The organism is Flavobacterium pasteuri (assembly GCF_048286615.1).
In the GTDB taxonomy this organism is placed as follows: domain Bacteria; phylum Bacteroidota; class Bacteroidia; order Flavobacteriales; family Flavobacteriaceae; genus Flavobacterium.
The window spans coordinates 16,435-42,087 of the sequence record NZ_JBLVPN010000001.1 but is presented as its reverse complement, the minus strand read 5'-3'; the positions used below and the strand labels follow the sequence as shown (position 1 = coordinate 42,087).

At 34.5% G+C, this 25,653-nt stretch carries 19 protein-coding genes; 13 read left to right on the top strand and 6 right to left on the bottom strand.

Annotation, left to right across the window (positions count from 1 at the left end):
- Nucleotides 1–50 precede the first annotated feature (50 nt).
- The 7 genes from ACNQF6_RS00155 (at nt 51) to ACNQF6_RS00125 (ending at nt 11,236) form a co-directional block, all read left to right on the top strand.
- The gene (locus ACNQF6_RS00155; RefSeq protein WP_282713314.1) at nt 51–857 is read left to right on the top strand and encodes a glycogen/starch synthase; all 807 of its coding nucleotides are present in this window, start codon (nt 51–53) and stop codon (nt 855–857) included.
- Nucleotides 858–877: 20 nt separating this feature from the next.
- Complete coding sequence (locus ACNQF6_RS00150) at nt 878–2,479, top strand: DUF4270 domain-containing protein (RefSeq protein WP_417962136.1); 1,602 nt, start codon at nt 878–880, stop codon at nt 2,477–2,479.
- Between the two features lie 6 nt (nt 2,480–2,485).
- The gene (glmS, locus tag ACNQF6_RS00145) at nt 2,486–4,333 is read left to right on the top strand and encodes a glutamine--fructose-6-phosphate transaminase (isomerizing) (protein WP_417962134.1); all 1,848 of its coding nucleotides are present in this window, start codon (nt 2,486–2,488) and stop codon (nt 4,331–4,333) included.
- 386 nt (nt 4,334–4,719) lie between these two features.
- Nucleotides 4,720–7,527: a TonB-dependent receptor domain-containing protein gene (locus ACNQF6_RS00140; protein ID WP_417962132.1), complete on the top strand. Its 2,808-nt coding sequence runs from the start codon at nt 4,720–4,722 to the stop codon at nt 7,525–7,527.
- A 28-nt stretch (nt 7,528–7,555) separates the two neighbouring features.
- A complete protein-coding gene (locus tag ACNQF6_RS00135) occupies nt 7,556–9,106 on the top strand; it encodes a G-D-S-L family lipolytic protein (protein ID WP_417962130.1) in 1,551 nt (516 codons plus the stop codon).
- 257 nt (nt 9,107–9,363) lie between these two features.
- A complete protein-coding gene (gene atpD / locus ACNQF6_RS00130) occupies nt 9,364–10,875 on the top strand; it encodes a F0F1 ATP synthase subunit beta (RefSeq protein ID WP_035668832.1) in 1,512 nt (503 codons plus the stop codon).
- A gap of 79 nt (nt 10,876–10,954) precedes the next feature.
- A complete protein-coding gene (locus ACNQF6_RS00125; protein ID WP_417962128.1) occupies nt 10,955–11,236 on the top strand; it encodes a FoF1 ATP synthase subunit delta/epsilon in 282 nt (93 codons plus the stop codon).
- Between the two features lie 51 nt (nt 11,237–11,287).
- Here the strand turns inward: ACNQF6_RS00125 and ACNQF6_RS00120 are convergent, their stop codons facing one another.
- The 5 genes from ACNQF6_RS00120 to ACNQF6_RS00100 all read right to left on the bottom strand — a co-directional run bounded on the left by ACNQF6_RS00120 (nt 11,288) and on the right by ACNQF6_RS00100 (nt 16,111).
- Nucleotides 11,288–11,830, bottom strand: a complete 543-nt coding sequence (locus ACNQF6_RS00120) for a GNAT family N-acetyltransferase (RefSeq protein ID WP_417962126.1) — start codon at nt 11,828–11,830, stop codon at nt 11,288–11,290.
- A gap of 93 nt (nt 11,831–11,923) precedes the next feature.
- Entirely contained in the window at nt 11,924–12,346 is a 423-nt protein-coding gene (locus tag ACNQF6_RS00115; RefSeq protein WP_417962124.1) for a hypothetical protein, read from the bottom strand.
- 230 nt (nt 12,347–12,576) lie between these two features.
- Nucleotides 12,577–14,133 carry a vanadium-dependent haloperoxidase gene (locus tag ACNQF6_RS00110; protein WP_417962122.1) on the bottom strand — a complete coding sequence of 519 codons (1,557 nt, stop codon included), beginning with the start codon at nt 14,131–14,133 and terminating at the stop codon, nt 12,577–12,579.
- A complete protein-coding gene (locus ACNQF6_RS00105) occupies nt 14,123–15,046 on the bottom strand; it encodes a hypothetical protein (RefSeq protein WP_417962121.1) in 924 nt (307 codons plus the stop codon). Before ACNQF6_RS00105 ends, ACNQF6_RS00110 begins: the two co-directional genes overlap by 11 nt.
- A gap of 525 nt (nt 15,047–15,571) precedes the next feature.
- A complete protein-coding gene (locus ACNQF6_RS00100) occupies nt 15,572–16,111 on the bottom strand; it encodes a hypothetical protein (protein ID WP_417962119.1) in 540 nt (179 codons plus the stop codon).
- A 295-nt stretch (nt 16,112–16,406) separates the two neighbouring features.
- On the opposite strand from ACNQF6_RS00100, the gene ACNQF6_RS00095 reads away from it, so the two are divergent.
- The 5 genes from ACNQF6_RS00095 (at nt 16,407) to ACNQF6_RS00075 (ending at nt 21,309) form a co-directional block, all read left to right on the top strand.
- Entirely contained in the window at nt 16,407–17,567 is a 1,161-nt protein-coding gene (locus ACNQF6_RS00095; RefSeq protein ID WP_417962117.1) for an aminotransferase class I/II-fold pyridoxal phosphate-dependent enzyme, read from the top strand.
- Nucleotides 17,568–17,595: 28 nt separating this feature from the next.
- Entirely contained in the window at nt 17,596–17,994 is a 399-nt protein-coding gene (locus tag ACNQF6_RS00090; RefSeq protein WP_282715639.1) for a GxxExxY protein, read from the top strand.
- 36 nt (nt 17,995–18,030) lie between these two features.
- On the top strand, nt 18,031–18,648 hold the full coding sequence (gene bioD / locus ACNQF6_RS00085; RefSeq protein WP_417962115.1) for a dethiobiotin synthase: 618 nt from the start codon (nt 18,031–18,033) through the stop codon (nt 18,646–18,648).
- 2 nt (nt 18,649–18,650) lie between these two features.
- Nucleotides 18,651–19,955 (top strand): adenosylmethionine--8-amino-7-oxononanoate transaminase, encoded by a 1,305-nt coding sequence (gene bioA / locus ACNQF6_RS00080; RefSeq protein ID WP_417962113.1) that lies wholly within the window; start codon nt 18,651–18,653, stop codon nt 19,953–19,955.
- Between the two features lie 199 nt (nt 19,956–20,154).
- Nucleotides 20,155–21,309, top strand: a complete 1,155-nt coding sequence (locus ACNQF6_RS00075; protein ID WP_417962111.1) for a beta-ketoacyl synthase N-terminal-like domain-containing protein — start codon at nt 20,155–20,157, stop codon at nt 21,307–21,309.
- Nucleotides 21,310–21,326: 17 nt separating this feature from the next.
- On the opposite strand, the gene ACNQF6_RS00070 is transcribed toward ACNQF6_RS00075, so the two are convergent.
- Complete coding sequence (locus ACNQF6_RS00070) at nt 21,327–21,803, bottom strand: regulatory protein RecX (RefSeq protein ID WP_417962109.1); 477 nt, start codon at nt 21,801–21,803, stop codon at nt 21,327–21,329.
- A 454-nt stretch (nt 21,804–22,257) separates the two neighbouring features.
- On the opposite strand from ACNQF6_RS00070, the gene ACNQF6_RS00065 reads away from it, so the two are divergent.
- Complete coding sequence (locus ACNQF6_RS00065) at nt 22,258–25,443, top strand: T9SS sorting signal type C domain-containing protein (protein ID WP_417962107.1); 3,186 nt, start codon at nt 22,258–22,260, stop codon at nt 25,441–25,443.
- Nucleotides 25,444–25,653: the final 210 nt, after the last annotated feature.

The window sequence follows — 25,653 nt, the reverse complement described above, 5'->3', positions numbered from 1 at the left end:
TTTGTAATTTTGCATGGTTTTTATTGCCAATAAATTAAGTAAATTACAATATGAAAGATAAGAGGATATTATATGTATCATCTGAAGTGGTGCCTTATCTCGCTGAAAATGAGGTCTCTTTAATGTCTTATGACGTGCCGAAAATGATTAATGATCAAGGTGGGCAGATAAGAATTTTTATGCCAAGGTATGGAAATATTAATGAGAGAAGACATCAATTGCACGAAGTAATTAGACTTTCGGGGATGAATTTGGTAGTAAACGACTTGGATATGCCCTTAATTATAAAAGTGGCTTCTATACCAAAAGAAAGAATACAAGTTTACTTTATTGATAATGATGAGTATTTTAAAAGGAAAGCCACATTTGCTGATGAAGAAGGTGTGATGTATCCTGATAATGATGAACGTGCCATTTTCTTTGCAAAAGGAGTTGTTGAAACGGTAAAAAAGCTAAATTGGGTGCCTGATATTATTCACGTTCATGGATGGATGGCTGCGATGTTGCCTATTTACATGAAGCATTTTTACAAAAATGAAGCCTTGTTTTCAGAGACAAAGATTGTTACTTCGGTTTACAGTCAGTCTTTTGATGGGACTTTAGATGTTGAAATGATTAATAAAGTTAAATTTGACGGTGTTCCTGATGATGCGATTTCAGATTTGGAAGTTCCAGACTATGAAAACATAATTAAGGCTACTATTAAACATTCTGATGCGGTGATTATAGCATCAGAAAACCTATCTCCAAGTTTAACAAAATTTATAGAATCTTCAGGAAAACCTTTTTTACCTTTCGCACCGAAAGATGCATTCGCGGAAGCTTATACTAATTTCTATAGAAACGAGGTTCTTTAAATTAAACTTTTTTATTAAATATGTACAATAATTCTTTTTTTAAGAAAATTCTGGTAGTTGCGAGTGTTGTTTTTTTATATTCCTGTGATAAAGATTATAATGAAATTGGAGGTGATTTAATTGGCGAAAACAATTTTGATCTCAAAAAAGAAACGTACAATGTTTTAGCTTACAATCAAAAAACGGGTCCTATACAATCAAATGATCTTGTGGTTAATCCTTTGGGAATATATAACAATCCAAATTTTGGTGAAACAACGGCGAATTTTGGTACACAATTGACTTTGTCTACAACACTTACAACAATAAGTACGAGGCCTTATATTGAAAGTGTAGTTTTGACAATTCCATATTATTATGACGCTTCAAAAACGGTTACAAAAACTGATGGTAGTCATGATTATGTGTTAGATTCTATATACGGTCCTGATAAGGCTGAGATGAAACTAAGTGTTTATGAGTCTGGATATTATATGAGAGATGCAGATCCCATTGGTGGTTTTTTGCAGCCTCAAAAATATTTCACAAATCAAAATGCTGAATTTGATAATGTTAAAAAACCAAATCGTTTGAATGACGACTCTAGTTTAGCTCAAAACGATAAGTTTTTCTTTGATCCAGCAGAACATGTAGTTACTACAACAGATTCAATTACAAAAGTAGTTACAACTACAAGAACTCCTCCGGGAATGCAATTGAATTTGAATAAGGGTTATTTTAAAACAAAAATAATTGATGCTGTTGGAGCTGGAAAGTTGGCTACAAATGATGTTTTCAAAGAGTACTTCAGGGGACTTTATTTTAAAATGGAAAAATCAGGAAGCAGCGCCGGAAATTTAGCAATGTTAAATTTTAAGGCGGGAAAAATTACTATAAAATATAATGAGGATTTGTCAACAACAACTAGTGGTGTTACTACAATTACACGAGTTAAAAAAACTATAGTTTTAGACATGACAGGAAATTCCGTGAGTTTGTTGAATACTGATTTTGCGGGTAGTGGACTTGCCTATAATACTTTGCCAAATACTGGAAATACAGCCGAAGGCGATGACAAATTATATTTAAAAGGTGGTGAAGGATCTGTGGCGGTGATAAGTCTTTTTAATACTCCGGGTGAATTAGAAGCCATCAGGAATAGTGGATGGTTAATTAATGAGGCTAATTTAGTTTTTCATATTGATGCTGCTGCTATGGCTACTACTTATGAGCCACAAAGAATCTATCTATATGATTTTAATAATAACCGACCTATTGTTGATTATTATTCAGATGCAACAACAAATAGTGTTAATGTAAAAAAATCAAAAACTATTTTTGATGGTAATATAATTACAAACGCTACAAGCAAAAGAGGAGTTACATATAAAATTAGGGTTACAAATCAAATAAGGAATCTTGTTAAATATAAAGATTCAACCAATGTTAAGTTAGGATTGGTAGTCACAGAAGATATTGCGACAATAGTTTCTCATAAGTTAAAAACTCCAAATACTTTTATTTCTGGAGCGCCAAAAGCATCTGTAATGAATCCTTTAGGGACTATTTTATTTGGAGGTAAATCCACTGTTCCTGATGATAAGAGATTGAAGCTTGAAATTTATTATACAAAACCTAATTAAAATATTATGTGTGGAATCGTTGGATATATCGGTTATAGAGAAGCTTATTCTATTGTAATAAAAGGATTAAAGAGACTTGAATATAGAGGCTATGATAGTGCAGGTGTAATGTTGTATGATGGTGAAAATCTAAAACTTTGTAAAACAAAAGGGAAGGTTTCGGATCTTGAGGCGAAAGCTGCTACAGGAATTACAACAAACGGAACTATAGGAATAGGGCATACACGTTGGGCTACTCACGGTGTTCCAAACGACGTAAATTCTCATCCTCATCTTTCTAATTCAGGAGATTTGGCAATAATTCATAATGGTATTATTGAAAATTATGCGCCTTTAAAAGAAGAATTATTAAAACGTGGGTATGTTTTTTATTCGGATACTGATACTGAGGTGTTGGTGAATCTTATTGAAGAGGTACAAAAAAAAGAAAATTTAAAATTAGGTAAAGCAGTTCAGGTCGCCTTGAATCAAGTAGTTGGAGCTTATGCAATCGCTGTGTTTGATAAAAAAAACCCAGACGAAATTGTTGCTGCCAGACTAGGAAGTCCATTGGCTATTGGTGTAGGTGAAGGAGAATTTTTTATTGCTTCGGATGCTTCACCTTTTATAGAATATACGTCTAATGCAATCTATTTGGAAGATGGCGAAATGGCAAATATTAGATTACATAAAGCTATGAAAATTAGAAAAATTAAAGATGATTCTTTAGTTGATCCTTATATTCAGGAGCTTCAAATGAACTTAGAGCAAATTGAAAAAGGTGGTTATGATCATTTTATGCTTAAAGAGATTTATGAACAACCAAGTGTTATAAAAGACACCTATCGCGGAAGACTTCATGCTAATGAGGGTATTATTCAAATGGCAGGAGTTGAGGATAATTTAGAAAAATTCCTTAATGCTGATAGAATTATTATCGTGGCTTGCGGAACTTCATGGCATGCAGGTTTAGTGGCAGAGTATGTTTTTGAAGAGTTTGCCCGTATTTCGGTAGAAGTAGAATATGCTTCTGAGTTTAGATATAGAAATCCAATCATAAATAGTAAAGACGTAGTTATTGCTATCTCGCAATCAGGAGAAACAGCAGATACTATGGCTGCAATAAAACTTGCCAAAGAGCAAGGAGCATTTGTATTTGGCGTTTGTAACGTAGTGGGTTCTTCTATTTCTAGAGAAACACATGCGGGAGCTTATACACATGCGGGTCCTGAAATTGGTGTTGCATCGACTAAAGCTTTTACTACACAAATTACAGTATTGACAATGATTGCTTTGCGTTTAGCAAAAGCAAAAGGAACTTTGTCTAATACCGATTTTCATACTTATTTGCAAGAATTGGAAATTATTCCGGAAAAAGTAAAAGAGGCTTTGGAAACAAATGAAAAGGCAAAAGAAATTGCATCGGTCTTTAAGGATGCTCCTAATTGTCTTTATTTAGGAAGAGGGTATAATTTTCCTGTAGCTCTTGAAGGTGCTTTGAAGCTTAAAGAGATATCTTATATTCACGCCGAAGGATATCCTGCAGCAGAAATGAAACACGGACCAATTGCATTAATTGATGAGCATATGCCCGTGGTTGTCATTGCGCCAAAGCAGGGGCACTATGACAAAATTGTAAGCAATATTCAGGAAATTAAGTCGAGAAGTGGAAAAATTATCGCTGTAGTAACTAAAGGTGATACACAAGTGCGTGAATTAGCTGATTATGTTATTGAAATCCCTGAAACTTCAGATGCTTTGTCACCATTGATTACTACAATTCCATTACAGCTTTTGTCTTATCATATTGCTGTTATGCGTGGTTGTAATGTTGATCAACCTCGTAATTTAGCAAAATCTGTAACTGTAGAATAAATTTTCAAAACAGATTTAAATTATAATATTTTAAAAAAAGCCTCGAAAGATTTTCTTTCGAGGCTTTTTTTGAGCATGTTTCTTTTGGCAACTACTTTTTTAAATACTTGAAAAGCGTAAAAAATCGTTAAATTTCCTATGTTTTATCACTTTTATCAAATATCTAAAAATTAATAATTTTTTTGTGATAAATGTATTTTTTATATGCATGCATAGTGATATTCTATTATTATTGCATAATTTTTAACATATAATATTAAAAAATAAATGTAGAATAAGTGTGAATGCGGTAAAATAACTGATAAATATGAAATTTTTTAGTCGCTTTTTTATTAATATCAAAAATATTTGTACTTTGGCTACATAAACCAACAAATTATAACCCAATGAGAGTGTATTTACTTTTTTTGTCATTGTTTTTTTGTAGCCTAACTTTCGCTCAAAACTCAATTTCAGGTATTGTTACAGATAGTAACAACCAACCTATCCCTGGAGCTAACATTAAAATCGTTGGAGAATCTTCGGGTACGATAACCAATTTAGAAGGCTCTTTTACTTTGCAATCATCAAAAAAACCTCCTTTTGTTATTGAGGTTTCAAGTGTCGGGTTTACATCTCAAAAAATTTCAGTTTCTTCAGCTAGTCAAAAAATTTCAGTAAAGTTATTGGATGAAGAGAATAAACTAGATGAAATTGTGGTTTCTGCTTCAAGAACACCAGAGCGAGTGTTAGAATCGCCAGTTACCATTGAAAGAATGGGTATTGCTGAAATTAAGAAAACGGCCTCGCCTTCTTTTTATGATGGATTAGAAAACATGAAAGAGGTTCAAATGAATACTTCTAGTATGTCGTTTAAATCGATCAACACGCGTGGTTTTGCTACTGTAGCAAATACTCGTTTTATGCAATTAGTAGACGGTATGGACAATTCTTCACCATTATTAAATTTTGTATTAGGAAACTTAATAGGGGTCTCTGAAATTGATGTGCAGTCAGTTGAATTATTGCCGGGAGCTTCTTCTGCTTTGTATGGTGCTAACGCTTTTAATGGTATTTTGTTTATGACAAGTAAAAGTCCCTTTACTAGTGAAGGTATTAGAGCGTACGCTAAGTTTGGCCAAACAAGCCAAAAAGCAGCTGGAACAAATGATTATGTAGATTACGGAGTTCGTATGGCTAAAGCATTCAATAAATATATTGCAGGTAAAGCTAATTTTACATACATGAGAGGTACAGAGTGGCATGCAGTAAATTATGATGATAAAACTCGTCAGGGGATTGATAGGAATACTATTAATTATGACGGTATAAACGTTTACGGGGATGAAGTTGCAACAAATATCAAAGGAGTTGGTCAAGCTTTAGCAGCTCAGAATTTAATTCCTGCATCGGCAGTAAATTTACTTCCAAACTCTAATGTTAGTAGAACAGGATATAATGAAGTTGATTTGACAGACAATAGAGTTTCCAATACGAAAATTGATTTGTCTTTACACATTCGTCCATTCGGAGATGAAAAGTTAGAAGTAATTGTGCAAAGTAAATTTGGTTATGGAAATACTGTTTACCAGGGAGCTAACCGTTATTATTTGAATAATTTTTTTATGCAACAACATAAAATTGAATTCAAAGGTAAAAACTTCTTTTTAAGAGGATATACTACAACTGAGGATGGCGGTCAGTCGTACGACATGTTGTTTACAGGTATCAATGTAAATAGAAAATGGAAAGATGACAGAACTTGGTTTGGACAATATGCTGGGGCTTACGTACAATCAACGCTAGGAGGATTTACACCTGCGCAATCACATGCACGTGCTAGAGCTACTGCAGATACTGGTAGATTGATACCTGGAACAGATGCATTTAAAAATGCATTTAATCAAGTTATTAATGATCCGAGTGTATTATCAGGTTCAAAATTGGTTGATAATTCAAGAATTTACCATTCTGATGCAAATTATAATTTTAAAGATTTGATAAAATTTGCCGAAATTCAAGTGGGTGGATCATATAGACAATATGAATTGAATTCATTTGGACGTATTTATACTGATGCAGCAGGTCCAATCCGTTATGATGAATACGGTGCATATACTCAAATAATGAAAAAATTAATGGATGATCGCTTGAAATTAACTGGATCTATTCGTTACGACAAAGCACAGAATTTCGAGGGTAATTATTCGCCAAGAATCTCTGTAGTGTATTCTGCAGGGCAAAATAAAAACCATAATTTTAGAGGTTCGTTTCAAACCGGTTTTAGAAACCCATCTACACAAGATCAGTATATTGGATTTAATGTAGGAAGTGCAATTTTATTAGGTTCAGCTCCAGATAACTTGACACGATTTGTAGAAACATTACCAATCGGAACTACTGTTGGACAGGGTTTTGCAGGCGGCTCTTCAGTTACTATTAATGGAACACGAGCTTATGAAAATTCATACACAGCATCATCTGTCCTTGCTTTTGCAGCAGCATCAAATCCTGCATTATTGAGAAAAACAAATGCAGGTCTAGTTAAACCAGAAGAAGTAAAAGCAATTGAGTTGGGGTACCGTTCTTTCATCAATAAGACTTCAATTGATATTAACGGTTATTATAATATTTACAATAATTTCATAGGGAACTTAAATGTTATTACACCTTTGTATGGGGCTGCTTTAGATGGTGGCGGTTTAACTAATCCAGAAGGCCCAAAAGCTTTACACGCTTTGCAAAATGGAAATACTAGAACATTTCAATTGTACACTAATACTCCTTTAGAAATTAAGTCATTAGGTTTCGGTCTTGGATTGTCAAGAAAAGTATACAAGGATTTTGAAATAGGTGCAAACTATAATTACGCTGAATTTAAATTTGATCAATCTAAAGACCCTAGTTTTGAAGCGGGTTTCAATACACCGAAACACCGTGTGAAAGCCTCTATAGGTAACGAAAAGTTATTTCCAAATTTTGGATTTAATGTAAGTGGAAGATGGAATAGCGAATACTTATGGCAGTCTTCTTTTGCAGATGGTACAATAGTATCAGCAACAGTTATAGATGCACAGTTAAATTACAATATTCCTTCTTTGAAATCAACATTAAAAGTTGGAGCATCAAACATTGGAGGTAAAGAATACGGTCAAGTATTAGGAGCTGGTCTTATTGGTCAACAATATTTTGCATCTTGGACAATCAACCCGTAATCATTCATAAATACTAAATTATAAAACGATGATAAAAAATTTCAAATGGTTATTATTTGCTTCTTTAGCATTTATAGCGTGTGATAGTGAGGAAGAGGTAGCAGTAGACGCTAATTCATCTGATGGAACCCCCTTAACTTCAGGTACGGCTACAGTGTCCAAGTACGTAGCGCTTGGTGATTCTTATGCAGCTGGTTTTAGTGATAATGCTTTGTTTATTGAAGCTCAGAAAGGTTCTTATGTAAATGTTATTTCGCAACAGTTTGCTTTGGCAGGTGGAGGTGAATTTAAAACTCCTTTGATGGCTGATAATGTGGGTGGTTTGTTGCTTGGTGGTAATGTAATTTCAGGTGCAAGGTTGTATTTTAATGGTTCGGCGCCTGTTCCTGTAGCAGGACGACCGTCAACAGAGGTTACTACTAAGCTAACAGGTTCGTTTAACAACATGGGTGTACCGGGTGCGAAAAGTTATCATTTAGTTGCGCCAGGTTATGGAAATGTGGCTGGTGTAGCAACAGGTGCTGCTAATCCTTACTTCGCTCGATTTGCTTCATCAGCATCAACAACTGTATTAGCTGATGCTGTTGCACAAGACGCTACTTTCTTTTCGTTATGGATTGGTGGTAATGATGTATTATCATATGCAACTTCTGGGGGTATTGGTAGAAATCAAACGGGGAATTTGAATCCAGCAACCTATGGTGGTAATGATATTACGGATCCAACAGTTTTCGCAAATGTTTACTCAAATGTTGTAAATGCAATGACTGCAAAAGGAGCAAAAGGAGTTGTGGCAAATTTACCATATGTAACATCTTTGCCATACTTTACTACTGTTCCGTTTAATCCATTGTCTGTCTCTGTATTGGGTGGTGGAAATGTGGCTGTTGGTCAAGGAACAGTATCGGCTTTGAATACGCAATTGTATGGACCTCTAAAACAAGCGTTAACTGCATTTAATGCTGGTGATCGAATTAACTTGCTATCATCAACAGTTGCGAATCCTTTACTAATAGTAGACGAATCATTACCTAATTTATCCGCGCAATTAACAGCTGCGTTTACACCTTCTTTAGGTGTTCAAACTGCAACTTTTTACGGTCAAGTATTTGGCCAAGCAAGACAAGCAACTAAAGATGATTTGGTTGTTTTAGTAGCTCAAAGTGTTATTGGTGCTTCACCAGCTGGAATTCCGGCTCCTTTAAATAAATTCGGTATAACCTACCCTATGCAGGATAAAGATGTTCTAACAAAAGTTGAAATCGCAGAAGTAAAAGTTGCAACAGATGCATATAACGCGACTATAAAGTCTGTAGCTGATGCAAAAGGATTGGCTTTTGTAGAGTTGAAAGGTGTAACTGATCAATTGGCCAAAGGTGGTATAGTATATAACGGTTATACAACAACTTCTACTTTTGTAACTGGAGGGATGTTCTCTTTAGATGGTGTTCATCCAAGCCCAAGAGGGTATGCAATTATTGCAAACTTATTTACTGACGCTATTAATGCAAAATTTGGTTCAAATTTTAAAAATGTCAATGTAGGTACATACCGTATATTATACCCTGCATCATTATAATTTTTTATGTAAAATGATATTTTAAAGACCACTTACACCTTGTAAGTGGTCTTACTTTTTTTAAGAATAATACTGTCTTTTATCTTTTTCGAAGTCATTTGTGGAGGATCTACTAAAAATATCCTTTTTTTATAAAAAAATAATTGATTTTATATTTTAAAAATTTATCTTTGCGCTCTGAAAAAAGCATTTAATCGATACGTTTCGGTTGGTACTATTTTATAAACCTAAATAGCTATTTAATAAATACATAAGTAATGTCAAAAGTAATAGGAAAAGTTGCCCAGATCATTGGACCAGTAGTTGATGTCGTTTTCAACGGTAAGGATGTTGAACTTCCAAAAATTTATGATTCGTTAGAAATCACAAAAAAAGATGGTACTTTATTAGTACTTGAAGTACAATCTCACATTGGTGAAAATACAGTACGTACCATTTCGATGGACTCAACAGATGGTTTGAGTAGAGGTTATGAAGTAGTTGGAACAGGAAATCCTATCCAAATGCCAATCGGTGCCGATGTTTACGGTCGTTTATTCAACGTAATTGGAGATGCAATTGACGGTTTAGGTAATTTGCCAAAAACAGGAGAAAACGGTATGTCTATTCACAGACAAGCACCAAAATTCGAAGATTTATCTACTTCTTCTGAAGTTTTATTCACAGGTATTAAAGTAATCGATTTAATTGAGCCTTACTCAAAAGGGGGTAAAATTGGATTGTTCGGTGGTGCTGGAGTTGGTAAAACAGTATTGATTCAGGAGTTGATTAACAATATTGCAAAAGGTCACGGTGGACTTTCAGTATTCGCAGGAGTAGGAGAAAGAACACGTGAAGGAAATGACTTACTTCGTGAAATGTTAGAGTCAGGAATTATAAAATACGGTGATGAATTCATGCACTCTATGGAAAATGGAGGATGGGATTTATCTAAAGTGGATATGCCAGGAATGAGAGAGTCTAAAGCTACTTTCGTTTTCGGACAAATGAATGAGCCTCCAGGAGCTCGTGCTCGTGTAGCACTTTCTGGATTATCTATTGCAGAATATTTCCGTGATGGAGCAGGAACTGATCAAGGTAAAGATGTATTGTTCTTCGTAGATAATATCTTCCGTTTTACACAAGCAGGTTCTGAGGTTTCGGCACTTTTAGGTCGTATGCCATCTGCGGTAGGGTACCAACCAACATTGGCTACTGAAATGGGTGCGATGCAAGAGCGTATTACATCAACAAACAAAGGTTCTATTACATCTGTACAAGCGGTTTACGTTCCTGCGGATGATTTAACTGACCCGGCTCCGGCTACAACTTTTGCTCACCTTGATGCTACTACTGTATTATCTCGTAAAATTGCTGAGTTAGGTATTTACCCTGCGGTTGATCCATTGGATTCAACTTCAAGAATTCTTACTCCTCAAATTTTAGGTGATGAGCACTATGACTGTGCGCAAAGAGTAAAAGAAATTTTACAAAAATACAAACAACTACAAGATATCATCGCGATCCTTGGTATGGAAGAATTATCAGAAGATGATAAATTAGCCGTTTCAAGAGCACGTCGTGTACAACGTTTCTTATCTCAACCTTTCCACGTTGCTGAGCAATTTACAGGATTAAAAGGAGTTTTAGTTGATATCAAAGATACTATCAAAGGATTTAATATGATTATTGACGGTGAATTAGATCACTTGCCAGAATCAGCTTTCAACCTTAAAGGTACTATTGAAGAAGCTATCGAAGCTGGAGAAAAAATGTTAGCGGAAGCTTAAAATTAGTTTAAAAGTTTAAAGTTTAAAGTTCACTCGTAACCTTAAACTTTAAACTTTTAAATTTTCAAACTACAAAAATATGTTATTAGAAATAGTATCACCAGAAGCAAAATTATTTTCAGCAGAAGTAACTTCGGTTACATTGCCAGGAGTTGATGGAAGCTTTCAGATTTTGAATAACCACGCGCCAATCGTTTCTATTTTAGGAATAGGTGTAGTGAAAATTACAGCTTCTGATTTTGCTTTTGCAAAAGAAGTAGCGGGTAAATTCACGAAGTTAGATGCTCAAAATTATACACTGGCTATCAATTCAGGTACAATTGAAATGAAAGACAATAAAGTTATTATTTTAGCTGACTAAAGTAATCTTGATCATAAAAAATGAAAGCCTCACAAATATGTGAGGCTTTTTTTATGTCCAATCCCAAAGTATAATATTCCAAACAATCCCGTCTTCGTCATAAGTATCAATTATTTTGAATCCAATGGCCTCGTGTGCTTGCATAGAGCGAAGATTTATAGCGGCAACTTCAGTGATTAAGTAATCAAATTGATGTTGCAGTTCCTCTTTGTAAAAATGATAAAGTCCTCTGAATATTCCTTGTTTGCGATGGTCTTTATCTACACAAATTTGCCCCATTACAGCGTAAGTTTTATCCTTGGACACTAGTTCGCCAATTCTTTCAAACATGGGTATAAGAGCCTTGATTTCGTTCCTAAAGCTAGAAAGCATTACCAATGCAAAACCTACTACGATATCATTGTCTTTGGCGATAATATGTGCGCAAGCATAATTCATTTGTTCTAGCAAAGCGACTGAATGTTGGACTGTAACAAATCCTTCTTGAAGTTTTTCTTCAGAACTTATATTCTGAGAGCTATTTTGTAATTGGAGTGTTCTAATTTGTTCCAATTCGTCTAGAGTTGACGCTCTTTTATAAAGTATAGGTTTCATTTGATTTTATTGATTACGGATTGATGATTGGTATTTACTATCTGTAATTATAAAATTAGAAAATCTTTGATTACACGAAATGGATTTAGATTTTTATTTTTCGCTTAATTTCAAATTCATTTCGGCATAATATTTTTCATTGTATTTTCCTGCAACTACAAGGGCTCCAGAAATTAAAATAAGATTTTTGATTATGTATTGTCCCGCCAAAGTAGGGCAATAAGGAAATGCATCAAAACAAATAGTTTTTAGAATAAAAACAGGAAAAAATGTAGCCGCCATATGCATTAATAATAGCGGAATAGTATAAGGAATAAGCCGTTTTATGAGTAAACCAAGACCTGTAAGAACTTCGCAAATACCAAGAATTGGAATAAATATTTCAGGTTTAAACCAATAAACGGTTTGTTCAACTAATTCGCCGGCAGGACTCATTCCGAAAATTTTTAAAGCACCAAACCAAACGTATATTAATACCAATGAAATTCGCATCATATTGACGCTGTGTTTTTCCATTTTTTTGCTTAAAATAAAATAAAAATTATTGAATGTTTTTTTCATTAGTAAGTGTGTTTAATGGGTTGTTCTGGCTTTTTTTTTATAATCGATGCATTGTTATGTTTTAAATTAGACCCATAAAAAATAAAAAAAGCCTAACAGGTTTCCAATGCCTGTTAGGCTGTAGTTGGGAAGATGAAATATTAAAACAAACCATTGAAACAAATTACCAACTTAATTATTTTAAGTTATTCGGCGCCATCAGTAAGTGCTCTTGCAACAGCAAAACCGCCTACTTTTTCGCCTAATTCAAGTCCTTTTTCACAATCGCTTCTGTAATGGATGCATCCAAACATTCTAGAATCCGAAGCCTCTTTTGCCATAGCCACAAAGCTTTGTTTTTTTACAGGAATTATGTGTGATAAAACTACGCAGGCTGCACCGCTAAAAGTGGAGTGTCCTGATACATAGGAAGGGAAATTAGGGGTTCCTGTTAATGTTTTTATAGATGGGTCAACTTGAGAAGGTCTCGGGTTGAAGTAGGTATATTTTGCATCCCAACAGCTGATTGCCGCATCCATCATGGCAATATTTAATAATGCCAGATTTCTCGCCCATCGTACTTCACTATAATTTAGCTCTACAAATGACTCTGATGCAATTGCATTCCAGTGTCCTGGAGGTGTATAAGTTCCTACACCATCAGCCCAAAAAGTCACGATTTGCATGTTCTTTCTAGTGGCATTTTTTCCGTAGTTTTTTACTTCAGCTAATTCCTTTGCAAATTGTTCTGATTTTGTAGAAGGCGGAGGTACCGGACGGCTGGCAACAACCATTTCTGGAGTCATTAAGAATGATTTTACTTTCCCAAACAATGGTAACATTGGAGGTCTTGCAGGTACATCTAATGATTTCCATGGAGTTTCTCCAGTGGCAGCAGTTTGAGTTTCCAGTTGTGTCCAAAGCGCTTGATTACCAATAGCTGCTCCAGTTCCATCAGAAGCTGCTCTGGCGATAAATTTGCCTGCAATTTTTCTGCCTAAAATAATTCCTGCATCAACATCACTTCGAACATTGGCACCACTAATAATACGATATAATTTTTGTTCCTCTGCTTTTTCTTGTATATAAGCAATTTCTGTGGGGAACAATAATTTTAATAATTCAACCGTAACTCCAGCTAAAACTGCATCTTCAGATGGATATGAAGGTAAGGTGCTTTTTGGGATTAAAACTGGTAAAGTTGCATCAACCGTAAAAGGTGCAGCTCTATTATACAGTTTTTTATAATGCCAAGTAGCAATCATCGCATCATATTGCGCGGCACTCACATAAGCATAAGCTCTTGCTGCGTATGGAGGATTTGAAAAAGGAAATTCAGGATTTGCAAATGGATTTGCTCCAGATGGTGCAGGATACGTTCCGTCTTCATTTTGATAAGGTGGACGATTGTGTCTTGCGACTAAAGTTCGCATGATTTCATTCCAACGTAAAACACCTCCGGCACTCCAGTATTTTATTATTTTTTTCTGTTCCGGCGTTATGCTTGCCTGGTAACTTTTTATTTCATTGATTTCCCTTGTAAATGCGGCTGCGGTACTTGCGATTGGTGCATCCAAAGAAAATTCATTTGGTGTAGTCAATAAGAAAGTTTTCCAATTTCCTGCTAATTCGTCTGTGTTAGCCGGATTTAATTGAGGAAATTGTTCGTTGCGTTCTGTTAACTCATCACTACAAGAATAGTTCAACATAAGAAACAAAACCAAAAGGCTATTGTAGGCTATTTTTTGTATTTTATTTTTCATTTTCTTGAGTTGTTTTTTTTAAATTAAGGATATAAAATAAACCGCCATAAAAGGCGTTCGATTGTCCAACATTTCTGCCTTCTGTAACAAAATTGCATCCTCCAATAATAGATAATGCCGGTATTTTCTTGAGTGTATATTTACTGTTCACGCCTACTTTTAATGCATTCATTGTATTGCTTGGAAAAGGCATATTGTTTGTTGTAATGTCAAATCCTCCAGATTGTGTAACCCAGTTATCTAGCACTGCTTCAGCTATTAATCTGTTGGAGCGATACCCTATTCTTAAGTTTACAGAAATTGCGTCTGGCATGTCAACTTCATTAGTGTAATGTATTTCGTTTGTGTAATAGGAATTTCTGTCAATGGTTATGTTCGCTCTTTTTACATACGCTCCAGATAGCGTGGAGAAAAAGTGACCTCTTTGATAATCACCCATTAATCGTAAGGAAGCAGTTTTGCTTCTTAGTCCAAGACTTAATGGCAAATAATCAGCTGAATAATTAGAAACTGGAGCTGAAAGTCCTCCTAAAGCATATAAAGAGTAGGTTGCTTTTCCAATTGTTTTTTCAAAAGGCATGTATTTTATGGTTAACGATAGGTCCTGCAATCCTTTTTGACCTTCCATTGTTCCTGCAGAAGCCTTTGTCTCTACGTACGGAAGACTGAAAATAATATTCAATTTATCAGAAACACCATAGTTTCCCATTAAGGCAACTGATTTTGTAGAAACAGTACCAAGATTAAGATTTTCTCTTTTAAAGGTTCCTTCCCAATACTGGTCCCAGCTGCTATATTGGTATACAGCTCCAAAACAAAAATTGTTTTTACTCATCATAATACCGTCAATCTCTGTTTGAGCATTCATAAATAAAGGTGCCAACAGCAGGCAACTCAGATAAAATTTTTTCATTAAAAAATGGTTTTGGTTAGTAGTTTAATATTTAAAATAATTGGTTTTTGAAAATGGTTAATGGTATAAAATAGGCCAACAACTGCTTCTTTCTAAAAAGAAGTTTGGCATTAAAAACAGATAAGTTAGTGGATAGGTAGTGTCGCTTTAAAACAAGATTTACTGTTGGCTTTTGCCAAAAAATCTCATTGAATTTACAAGGCAAAAAGAATAGATTGAAGGTTGCATTTGAAATAAAGAACTCTTTTAAAAATCCATTTTTTGAATTTGTAAATCCATTTAAGTCATGATTCTGAAAGCTAGTTGTACAAAATAGACCAGAATAGAAATGCAAAATAAGCCTACGAAATCATTTACAAAAAATGAATTCAGAAAATACAAAAGACTATTTTGCATTTTTAACGGGCATAATTTCTACTAGAAGAATGTAATAAATGTACAGATTTAGCTAAAAAGTAATCATGATTATCTTGACCTTACAAATGCCAGATAAAAGCGAATGATTCCACTAAAATGAAAGAAGATTTAAACGAAATCGGGTGGTGAATACGATACGGAAATGTATCCGGAATCTAGCGCCTCGTTTGGCATAATGATAGATTCACTTGAAAGTACAGTTGTTTTTGGAGAAAAATCTACGCAAACAGCAGTATTTGCTACATAATCTTTTAGGAAAGATTTTAGTAGTTTTTTGACTGGAGACTCTTTTGATGAGGATCCGTTGAATAATTGATTGTCAACAATATCTTTTAAATCCTGACTTATTGCATCTTGATGTGAATTGCGCAGGTAATACAGACTTAGTATGTTGTTTTGAATTCTTTTCTTGAAAATATGATAACTTTTATTGTTGATAACCACATCTTCATTTACATACTCAAAATCAGTGTCTTCGATAAAGGAGTATAAAGTGGCGTTCAATTTGATTACTTGAAACTCTGAATCATGTTTTTTCTCCATAGAAGACACCCACGCTTGCTCCTCTTGATAAGCAAACATCAGATAGTATCCCATCACGTTGTAGAACAACGTTACTATTAGAAAAAGTGATGCAATTCGTTTCATATTTGCCGAAAGTAGAAAACTATTTCATAGGTTAACATCTTCGATATTAATTTTAAGTTTTTTTTAACATAATTTTATGAAAGTTATAAATCGAAACCGTTTTCGGAAAAATTTATGGATTTTTTTTTCATTGCTATTTTTCAATTGTTAAATTTTAATGAATTATATTTTTATGATTTATGAAATGGGATTCTAAATTAGAATTTATATTTCAAATCTCATTAATTTGAAGAAATCAGCAAACAAAAATGACACAAAATCCATAAACCAAAAAAGATGCTTATTTTTGCTGACTATGAAACATTTTCCAGAAAATCTATCCGCTAAACTTGAAATTAGAAAGCAGAATAATGCTTTGCGAAAATTACCTTTGTCAAGTAAAAAGATTGATTTTTCTTCCAATGATTACTTGGGTTTTTCTCAGTCAGAAATTATTTTTAAGGAGACGCATCAGCATTTAATTACTAATAACATCATTCAAAACGGAGCAACCGGTTCTCGTTTATTATCTGGAAACCATAAACTGTATCAAGAAACAGAAGACTTTATTGCAAAGTTTCACAAATCTGAATCGGCTTTGATTTTTAATTCGGGCTACGATGCCAATGTTGGTTTTTTTAGCGCTGTTCCGCAAAAAAATGACTTGATTTTATACGATGAATTGTGTCATGCTTCTATTCGGGACGGAATTCAACTGTCGAATGCCAAAGCCTATAAATTCAATCACAATGATTTTGAAGATTTAGAAAAATTGATTTTACGGAATCCAAACACCAATATTTATATCGTCACCGAATCTGTTTTTTCTATGGATGGAGATTGTCCAAATCTAGAAGAATTAGTTCAACTTTCGGATAAATATCATTGTTATCTTGTTGTTGATGAAGCGCATGCTTTGGGAGTTTTTGGTACAGAAGGAGAAGGATTTGTTCAAAGGCTGGGCTTACAAGATTATGTTTTTGCACGCATTATGACTTTTGGGAAAGGTTTGGGATGTCATGGAGCTGCGATTTTAGGTTCGGTTGAATTGAAGGATTATTTAGTAAATTTTGCCCGAAGTTTTATTTATACCACAGGGCTTTCGCCACATTCCGTTGCCACGATTTTGATTGCTTATCAGCATTTAAAAAAAGATTCGGCTTCCATTTTAAAATTAAGAGAAAATATCATTTCTTTTAATCAGGAAAAAAATATGTTGGGATTAAAGCCACTTTTTGTCCGAAGCAAATCGGCGATACAATCCGCTATCATTCCTGGAAATGAAAAAGTAAAAGCAATCGCCAACTTACTACAAGAAAAAGGATTTGATGTGAAAGCGATACTTTCGCCAACTGTTCCCGAAGGACAGGAACGCTTGCGTTTTTGTTTGCACAGTTATAATTCGACGGAAGAAATCTCTGAAGTCTTGCGATTGTTGAGTACTTTTGTTTTTTTAGCCACAGATGCTACAGATTAAACGGATTTTAATTTTTAAATACTAAATAATGACTGAAATTTTACACAAAGAATTATCGGAATCTATTTTAAAAGTTTTTTATGACGTTTACAATGAATTGGGTTATGGTTTTCTTGAAAAAGTGTATCAAAATGCAATGTATTTGGAATTAAAATCACAAGGTTTTAAAGTTGAACCTCAAAAGCAAATTAAAGTATATTATAAGAATGAACTTGTTGGTGACTTTTTTGCTGATTTACTAATCAATGATCTGATCATTTTAGAATTAAAGGCTTGTGATAGTTTAGTGAAGGCACATTATGTTCAGACTTTAAATTATTTAAAAGCTACAAATATTGAAATAGGTTTGTTGTTAAACTTTGGAGAAAAACCAGAAATTAAAAGACTAATTTTCACAAACAACAGAAAAAATTTAAAATCTATATAAATCCGTTTAATCCGTGTCATCTGTGGCCAAATATATATGAAACTATTTATAACAGGAATTGGGACCGATGTAGGTAAGACCATTGCATCAGCCATTATTACAGAAGCTTTACAGGCAGATTATTGGAAACCCATCCAAGCTGGCGATTTAGAAAATTCCGATAGTCATAAAGTCAAATGTTTTTTGTCTAATAAAATGACGGTCATTCATCCGAATAGCTATGCTTTGAAAACGCCGGCTAGTCCACATTTCGCTGCTGAATTGGACGGAATTGTTATTGATCTAAAGAAAATCATTGAGCCCAAAACAGAAAATCATTTGGTAGTTGAAGGTGCTGGAGGTATTTTTGTGCCATTAAATGATACAGATTGTGTAATTGATTTGATTCAGTCTGATTATAAAGTAATTGTAATTTCCCGTCATTATTTAGGAAGTATCAATCATACCTTATTGACTATTGAAGCCTTGCAAAACAGAAAAATCGCAATAGCCGGAATTATTTTTTCAGGCGATGAAAATAAAGCTTCTGAAGAAATAATCTTGAACAAAACAGGTGTAAAATGCATTGGAAGAATTGAGCAAGAACCTTATTTTGATAAAAATGTAATCAAAGAATACGCTGATTTGTTTCGGGAAAATTTATTGAATTTATAATTATGAGTAGTATAAACATTCCCCCATCGGGGGTTAGAGGGCTTACTGAAAGAGACCGCCAATATCTTTGGCATCCGTATACCCAACATAAAACCGCAGCGTTACCAATTGCCATTAAAAAAGGGAAAGGCGCATTGCTTTGGGATGAAAATAATAAAGAATATATTGATGCAATCGCTTCGTGGTGGGTAAACCCTTATGGCCATTCGAACACCTTTATTGCAGATGCAATATACAAACAACTCACTACATTGGAGCATGTTTTGTTTGGTGGATTTACACACGAACCCGCTATATTGGTAGCCGAGAAGTTGATGGAAATCTTGCCAAAAAATCAACAGAAAATATTCTTTTCGGATAATGGATCTACAGCTGTTGAAATCGCGATTAAAGTAGCATTGCAGTATTTTTTCAATAAAGGAGAAAAGAGAACTACGATAATCGCTTTCGAAAATGCTTTTCACGGCGATACTTTTGCAGCCATGGCAGCGAGCGGAATTTCATTTTATACACAAGCTTTTCAAGGAATGTTTATTGATGTGGTCCGGATTCCGGTTCCGGTTAAAGGACAGGAGCAGGAAAGTTACAATGCATTACAATCCGTTATAAAAAACAACATTTGCGCAGGTTTTATTTTTGAGCCATTAGTTCAAGGAGCTGCAGGAATGGTAATGTACGAGCCGGAATCGTTAGATATATTGATGCGAATTTGTCAGGAGAATAATGTGCTAACCATTGCTGATGAAGTGATGACGGGCTTTGGGAAAACCGGAAAAACTTTTGCAACAGATTATTTGGTGGAAAAACCAGATATGATGTGCCTGTCCAAAGCGTTGACCGGAGGAACTATTCCTATGGCGATTACGACTTTTACACAGGATTTATTCGATGCTTTTTATGATGACGATATCAATAAAGCGCTGTTTCATGGACACACATTTACAGCAAATCCTACAGGTTGTGCTGCGGCTTTGGCCAGTTTAGAATTGTTGCGAACCAATGAAATGCAAGCGAATTTAATTCGTGTTAATCAAAATCATTTGGAATTTCAGGAGCGAATTAAAAATCATCCAAAAGTAACTACAACTCGTGTGTTGGGAGTCATTTTTGCATTAGAAATAAAAACTGAAAGTTCAGCCAGTTACTATGGAACTTTGCGCAATAAACTGTATGATTTTTTTATCGAAAACGGAGTAATTCTGCGTCCTGTTGGTAATATTGTGTACATTTTGCCTCCTTACATTATTACCGATGAACAATTAGAAAAAGTATATCAAGTAGTCGAAAATGCTTTAGAAATAGTTTAATTATTAGGCCACAGATTAAAAAATCCGTTTCTATCGGTTTAGATTAGTATCATCCGCGTGGCATTTTTTGGCCAAAGGTTTTACGGATTTTAACGGGTTTCCCACAGATTAAAAAATCCATTTTTGGTCGCTAAAATCCGTGTCATCCGTGTGCTAATTTCACGAAAAACTTTGCGACCTTTGCGCAAAATAAAATATCTTGTCAACAACAATCTCCATAACCGCCATAGCTTCCATTTCTCCATTGGGTACTGACTCAAAAATAATTTGGGAAAACTATCTCCAGGAAGACCATTGTTTTACCGAACATGTTTTAGACAGTAAGAAAACTTTCGTTGCTAAGTTGGACAATGATTCAAAAGAAGTTATTGATGCTCTACAAAATTCAGATAACAAATATAAGTCCTTAGATAAATCGGTTTTGTATGCCATGGCTGCTTCGCGAAAAGCGATGCAAAATGCGGGTTGGACACAAAAAGATATTTTTGGGATTAATATTGGTTCGTCTCGTGGCGCAACAGATTTATTCGAAAAACACTATCAAGATTATTTACAAACGGGAAAAGCACAAACTCTGGCTTCTCCAACTACTACTTTGGGGAATATTTCCTCTTGGGTTGCCCATGATTTACAAAGCTCTGGTCCTGAAATATCTCATTCCATTACATGTTCCACTGCTTTGCATGCAGTATTAAATGGAGTGGCTTGGCTTCGAGCAGGAATGGCTGATAAATTTCTGGTTGGTGGCAGTGAAGCGCCATTGACTGATTTTACGATTGCCCAAATGCGGGCGTTAAAAATTTATTCGAATAGTACAGAAACATACCCGAATCGTGCACTTGATTTAGAAAAGAAACAAAGCACCATGATTCTTGGCGAAGGTGCCGGAGTGTGTTGTCTCGAAATAGGGAAAAAAGAAAATGCCTTGGCTTATATAGAAGGAATCGGTTATGCTACGGAAATTCTAGAACATAATATTTCTATTTCGGCGGAAGCAATTTGTTTTCAAAAATCAATGAAAATGGCATTGGAAAACACTGATTTATCCGAAGTTGATGTTATTGTGATGCATGCTCCGGGAACTATAAAAGGCGATTTGACGGAGTATAAAGCGATAGAAACAGTTTTTGGCGAAAGCCTTCCTTTATTGACTACCAATAAATGGAAGATTGGTCACACTTTTGGAGCATCGGGAATATTGAGTATGGAACTTGCTATACTTATGATGCAACACAACAGATTTATCGGAGTTCCTTTTGCGGAAGCACAATTACAAACAAAACCAATTAAAAAAGTACTGATTAATGCCGTTGGTTTTGGTGGAAATGCCGTTACCTTGCTTTTGAGTTTGTAATTTTTATGCTTATTTTATTATTCTTGTAAATTCTCCAACTCTTTAATTTTTTCATAAACTAAATTGCTCTCGAATCCTCTGCGCAGTAAAAAGTCACAGCATTTTTTTCGTTTCTTTAGATTATTGGTTTCCAAAATGGATTCCCAGTTTCTTTCTGCCAGCGTATGAAAAGTGGATAAATATTCCTCAGTAGAGATTTCTTTGAGTGCCAGATTAATATTGTATTGCGTTATTTTTCGAAATTTTAATTCATTGACAATTCTTATTTTTCCCCAAAACTTGATGCGGTGTTTTCCACGTACGAAACTACAGGCAAAACGCTCTTCATTAAGAAAATTATCGCTTATAAGATGAACCATAATCGTGTCAATTTCATCAGCGTCCATTTTCATGCTCCTTAGTTTTTGAGCGACTTCTTCATGACAGCGTTCTTGATAGGCGCAATAATGCTCTATTTTATGGATGGCCTCTTTTATGGAATAAACTGGATTCATAATTTAATTTTTATTGGAGTAACAAAAAGCAAAAATAGCAACTAATAATCCTGTGTGAAAGTTTTTGTGAAAAGTAACTTTATCTGTCAAACGATTAATAATAAGGATGTGATTTGAGTTTAGGTTATTGAGAAATAGAATTTAATAACTAGATTTAAAATCTAAACTTTAAAATGCTACGTAATTAGAATTAAGTTTAAACAATCTCAAATCTTTTTAGTTTTATTTGTAAGTGTTTATAGAATTTAACATTTATTTTTCAGATAATGCTAATTGCATGGTTGCTTTAATATATAGTATTAATGTTGATTTATTGTGTATTTTATCGTTAAAAAATGCATTACATCGATTAATTTGTTCTTAATTTAAAACGTGACGCTATATTGCAAAAATTTATATAATATGAAATTTTAAACCCCGATAAAAAAAAATCAACCTTCAATAACAATGGCTTATGTATAAAAAAATACTTTTATCAATAATATGTTTATTGAGTGCTTTATCAACGTATTCACAATGCGCATATACAGGAACACCACTTACATCTGTTGGTACGTATACGTTTTGTATTGATAATGTTAATACGATAACAACTGCAACTGTAAGGTCAGGTCAATATGCATTAGTAAATGTAATTCAGGGTTTTAGGTATCGTTTTTCAGTAGGAAATGTTTTTAGTGGTAATGAAAACCTAACAATACTTAACGCTACCGATAACAGTAATGTGGGGGCAGCAGGATTTGCTTCTGGAGGAAATGGTGCAGCAATAGCAGATTGGACCTCTACAATTTCAGGTCAAATTAAAGTGCTATTATCTAGAGATGCGTGTATAAATGATAATACTGCAGGTGGTACGCTAACATTACAATTCTTAGGCGGTTCTAATACTTTTGATAATCAAACTGCTTTTGGAACAGATCAATGGGTAGGGCACATTTATAATTGGACTGGTTCTGCTCCTCCTGGAGGAGAAAGTTCGCCTGCATCGCCAGCAACAACAACACCTTTTACAACAGCTAATTATGTTGGATATTATAATGTAGCTTCAGAAACTATAAGTGAGAATTTTGGTAACAATACATTTTGTTTCCCAGTGTTAAGTAATGGAGGTGCTAGAACTAATATTTATACTGAGACAATTGCGATTAGATATAGAATGATGTCAACCAGACCAGCTGGTTGTTATATTTTGAACGTAAATGGCGACGATGGTGTTCGAGTATATGTAGATGGTAACTTGGTTTTTAGTAAATGGAGACAACAAGGAAACACTACGTATTGTAATAATTTAATAAACTTAACGGGAAACAGCGAAATTATTTTAGATTATTATGAAAATGGCGGAGGGAATGTTTTAGGATTTAGTCTAGCTCCCTTTGATGGAACAGGCAATGCCATAACAAGTTCACAAGATGTTAGGGTCTGTTCAAATACATCAACTAATATTGTAGCAACAGATTTTACTTGCCCAGTAGTATCTGGCGTAACAAATGGCGGTACAACTTCTACCTATCAATGGCAATCGTCATTAGACAACATTATTTTTACAAACATCACCACTGGAGGTACAGCACGGGATTATACCGCTCCTGCTGTTGTTGTTGCGCCAGGTGCAGCAAATAATGTTCGCTATTTTAGGAGGGTTTTTAAGCCATCTACATTAACCGCTGTAACATGTGAGTTTTTCTCGAATGTGGTAACTGTAACTACAAGTGGAGCAGCTCCTGCTATGCCGGGAACAATTACAGGAGATTCAAGTCAATGTAGATCTTCTACAGCAACATATAGTATTACTCCGGTTCTCAATGCTGTAAGTTATAATTGGACTACTACTGGCTCAGGATGGACGATTACGCCTGCTGCTAATGGATTATCAGTTTCGGTGGCTTTTAGCGCTGGAGCTATTTCTGGAGACCTTCGGGTTGTGGCTACAAATGGTTGCGGTACATCTACTTTACGAGCGGCTACGGTGACAATAAGTCCTGTTGATAATACGTGGAATGGAAGTGTGTGGTCTACGGCGTTGACACCATCAAGTACACTAAAACAAAGAATTATTTTTTCAGGTAATTTTAATCAAAATGTAGATTTAGTAGGTTGCTCATGCTCAGTTACAGGGACTGCAGCCGTTACAATTAGTGAAAATCGGACATTGTTTATTACTAATGAAGTTTCAGTTGCAGTAGGAGCAGTTTTGACTTTTGAAAACAATGCAAGTTTGGTTCAGGAAAATAATAGTGCTTCAAACGTTGGGAATATAGTATACAAACGTAGGACCACTTTAATTAATAAGTTTGACTATACATACTGGTCTTCCCCTGTTTTAAATCAGAGGCTATTGGACGTATCTCCTAATACATTGTTTGATAAGTTTTTTTCCTTTAATGCAAGTACAGATACTTGGCAACAAGAGAGTACGGCAAATTTAATGGGTGTAGGAAGAGGATATATTATTAGAGGTCCTCAGTTTTTCCTTGCCCCAAATCCGCCATCTGGATACCACGTAGCTTTTTTTACGGGACGTCCAAATAATGGCGTTATTGGAATTGCAATTCCGTTTTTAAGTTCTGAGACATCAAATCTTATTGGGAATCCATATCCTTCGGCTATTGATGCTGATTCGTTCTTGGCGGCGAATAATTTAATTTTAGATGGAACCCTTTATTTTTGGACACATAACACACCGCCAAGTGATGCTATTCCTGGTGATGCAATCTATAATTATACATCAAATGACTATGCTTCTTATAATGGTCTTGGTGGTGTAGGAACATCAGGTGCTCTGAGCGGAGGTGGACCTCCATCGGGGAAAATTGCAGCAGGACAAGCTTTTTTTGCAACAGGTATAGCAGCAGGCACTGCCGTATTTAACAATGGTATGCGTGTGTCTGGTGGTGCTTCAGGACAGAATAATTCTCAGTTTTTTAAGACAAATAGTACAAAATCAAAAGAAACTAACTTAGTAGAGAAACACCGTATTTGGCTTAATTTGACTAACACACAAGGAGCTTTCAAACAAACTTTGATTGGTTATGTTACAAATGCTACTAATGGATTAGATAAGGCTTTTGATGGGCAGAGTTTTGATGGAAATGAGTTTATAGATTTTTATAGCATCAATGATGAGAAAAACTTAACAATACAAGGAAGAGCATTACCATTTGATAAAAACGACGAGATAGCATTGGGCTATAGTTCTACTATTGAAGGTTCTTTTTCAATAAGTATCGATCAGACGGATGGAATATTAGCTTCTGAAGATGTTTTTATTGAAGATAAAACGACCAATACAATTAAAAACCTTAAAGAAGGAGCATATAATTTTTCAACAACAGCAGGGTCTTTCAACGATCGTTTTGTATTGCGTTATAAAGATAAAACTTTAGGAACCGATGACTTTGATAAAACAGAAAATCAGGTTTTAATTTCTAAAGATAAAAATGAATTAAAAATAAAATCGGAGCTTGAAAGTATAAAACGCATCACAATTTTTGATTTACTTGGAAGAAAAATATTTGATAAAGAAGCTGTAAATAGTAATGAATTCCGCACTTCAAATAGTACTTTGAATAAACAATTAGTAGTAGTCAAAGTGATATTAGCCAATGGAAAAGAAATCTCTAAAAAAGTTATTTATTAAAATAATAGAATAATTTCATAACTGTATTTAAAAATCCCATTCTGTTTGTTCAGGATGGGATTTTTTTTGCAACAATAAAAGCAAAAATATTTCTTGATTTAGGCTAAATATCACTAAATGTGGGTATTGTACAAATTAATCATTGTGTTTACATTTATAGATGTTATTAACCATAGTTGAAATTATGAGTCGTATCAAGATTCATAATAG